Source organism: Kineococcus indalonis (genome assembly GCF_009906395.1).
Lineage (GTDB): Bacteria > Actinomycetota > Actinomycetes > Actinomycetales > Kineococcaceae > Kineococcus > Kineococcus indalonis.
The window spans coordinates 1-2,747 of the sequence record NZ_JAAALM010000526.1; the positions used below are offsets into that span (position 1 = coordinate 1).

A 2,747-nucleotide genomic window follows, 5' to 3' on the forward strand; every position below is an offset into this window, starting at 1 on the left:
CCCGGTCCAGCTCCCACGACCCGAGGCGCGCACCCGCCCCCGCCCCGGGCGCGATTCGCGCGCACCCGGGTCGCGCGAATCGCGTTCCGCTGCGCCGCGCAGGTCGGCCCCGGACCGTGGAAACCACGCGAGCTTCGCCAGGTCCTCGGTGGTGGCGGTGCTGAGCAGTTCCGCGGTGGAGGCGATGAGGGGTGAAGCGGCGCTCGGCGCCGGCCACCGGCCGCTCGGGCGTAGAGACGACCGTGCGCCGGCCCCCGGCGTGCCGGGGGCGCTGCCGGCGCCCGCCGCCGTCCAGGCGAATGAGGGTCTGCGTCGTCGCAGCCGTGGACATCCCCACGGCCCCGGCTACCTGGGTGGGGTGCTGGGGTCGTGAGCGATGAGCTGGGGCAAACAACCTCCAGGCGGGTGGGGTCGACGCCGAGCGCGTGCGCCACGGCCCACCCGAAGCGCTGCTGGCGCACCGCGACCTGCTGCACCAGCGCCGCCAGCCGGGGCACCTGCGCGTCCTCGGCGACCACCGCACCACCTGAGGCGCTGCGCCCTCCGCCGCGCGGCCTGCGTCACCCGCGGTCGGCACCGGGCCGCGTCGATCCCTTTCACCCCGGAACAGGTGGTTGCACCAGTTGCCGATCGAGGTCGTGCTCTCATCATGCCTCCCCCATCCCGCGGACCGCTTCCCGCTCGGCGGCATAAGCATGACGCTGGCGCTGAGCGGCGCGTGGGTGCTGGCCGGGGCGTCGGCCGTCGGCCGTCGGCCGTCGGCCAGGACCGCACCGACGCCTTCTGCGTCGCGGAGCGCCTGGTGCGCTCCTTCGTCGCGCGGGCGCAGGAGCTGAGGACCTTCGGCCCTCGGCTGCCCACTCCGGTGACGCGGTTTCGGGCGCCGCCTTCGCCGCGGCCATGGAAGTCCTCCGGCCCACCGTTGCGACGCCGGGGGGACCGCTTTTCCTCCCGGCCCGCCCACGCCGTCGGCCTGCCCGACCACAGCCGCCACCTGGTGCGCCGCCCCGAGCGAGGAGGTGCGGCGTCGAGCCCAGCGGGGCGGTGATCCGGCGAGGGTGGTCCCGGCCGGCGGTCGGCGCCGCCCGAGGCGCTGGTGGGCTTCGTCGAGGCTCCGCGGCAGGACGCCGGTGCACGCAGCGGGCGGACGCGGTCGTGGTCCGCCCTGGTCCATCACCATCACCGTACAGGTCATGCGACTTGGTAACATCACCTGTACTGTGATGTAACCAAGTCGCATGACGAGGTCGTCCAGCGTGGTGATCGCCGCGCGACGAGCACTCCACGGAAATGGGGAACCACCATGCGCGTGTTCATCACCGGCGCCTCCGGCTGGATCGGAACGGCCCTGACGCGCGAACTTCTCACGGCCGGTCACGAGGTCGTCGGCCTGGCCCGCTCGCAGGCCTCTGCGGACAAGATCACCGCCGCCGGCGCCCGCGCGGTCCGCGGCGACATGCAGGACCACGACCTCATCGTCTCCCAGGCGAGCGAGGCCGACGCGATGGCGCACCTGGCCTTCACGCTCGATTTCGCCGCGTTCGAGGAGACGGTCGAGAACGAGGTGAAGCTCATCGAGGGCATCGGCTCCGCACTGGAGGGCACGGGCAAGGCCGTCATCGCGGCCTCGGGCACCCCGATCCTGCTCGGTCAGGTCGCCACCGAGGACGACGTGCTCGATCCCGCCGGGCCCGCGGGCCCCCGCGCCCGGACCGCCTCGGCGGCCCTGGCCCTGTCGGGACGGGGCATCCGCTCGGCCCTGGTGCGGATGCCCCGCTCCGTGCACGGCGCCGGCGACCGCAACGGGCTGATCGCGATGCTCGTCGGCCTGGACCGGCAGCTGGGAACGGCCGCCTACGTGGGAGACGGCCAGAACCGCTGGCCGGCGGTGCACATCAGCGACGCAGGACATCTCTTCCGCCTCGCCGTGGAGCAGGCACCCGCGGGATCCGTGCTGCACGCCGTCGGCGAGGAGGGCGTGGCCATGCGCGAGGTCGCCGACGTCATCGCGGCGCGGACCGGCCTGAGCGCTGCAGCCGTCGACCCGCAGCAGCTGGGCGTCTTCGGCGCGCTGCTCGGCGGCGACCAGCCCGCCTCCAGCGCGGCGACCCGGCAGCTGCTGGGGTGGGAACCGGCCGGCCCGACCCTTCTCGAGGACCTCCGGGCCGGGTACTACACCTCCTGACCCGCACGCCGGCGCCGCCCGAGCACCGCGGTCCAGCGGCGCCGGCCCGACGGTCGACCCCTGTGGGCCTCACCGGTTGAACCGGCCCAATACAAGAGCTTGAGGCTGACCGAGCACCTGGCCATTGAGGGTTTCGCCGCGTCGATCGGTTCGGTTGGCGACGCCTACGACAACGCGCTGATGGAGACGATGATCGGCCTCTACAAGACCGAGTGCATCCGTCTCGGTCCCTTCCACGCCGGGCCGTTGAAGACGCTGTCCGACGTGGAGTACGCCACGGCGACCTGGATGGAGTGGTGGAACAACGCCCGGCTGCACTCCCGGCTGGGCTACCGCCCACCAACGGAGGCTGAGGCCGCCCACTACGCTGCCCTCAGCAACTCCGTCCCGCAGTCGTGTCCCACATGAAGACGGCAGAGAAGCCGTGACGCTTCAACCCGCGCCAGCACTGATCGTCCGCTTCGTCGACGAGATGAGAGTCAAGGGCTTCGCGGTCGAGTCGATCTGCGCCGTGCTCACCGAGCAGGGGCTCCAGGTCGCCGCGAGGACCTACCGTGCTTGG

Annotated in this window: 1 protein-coding gene and 1 pseudogene; both read left to right on the forward strand. The window is 73.0% G+C overall.

From position 1 onward, the window contains the following. Positions 1-1,303 precede the first annotated feature (1,303 nt). Complete coding sequence (locus GTR00_RS18400) at positions 1,304-2,185, forward strand: SDR family oxidoreductase (RefSeq protein WP_166613021.1); 882 nt, start codon at positions 1,304-1,306, stop codon at positions 2,183-2,185. Positions 2,186-2,269: 84 nt separating this feature from the next. Then, positions 2,270-2,593 (forward strand): annotated as a pseudogene (locus GTR00_RS18405) (integrase core domain-containing protein); the annotation flags it as partial. Positions 2,594-2,747: the final 154 nt, after the last annotated feature.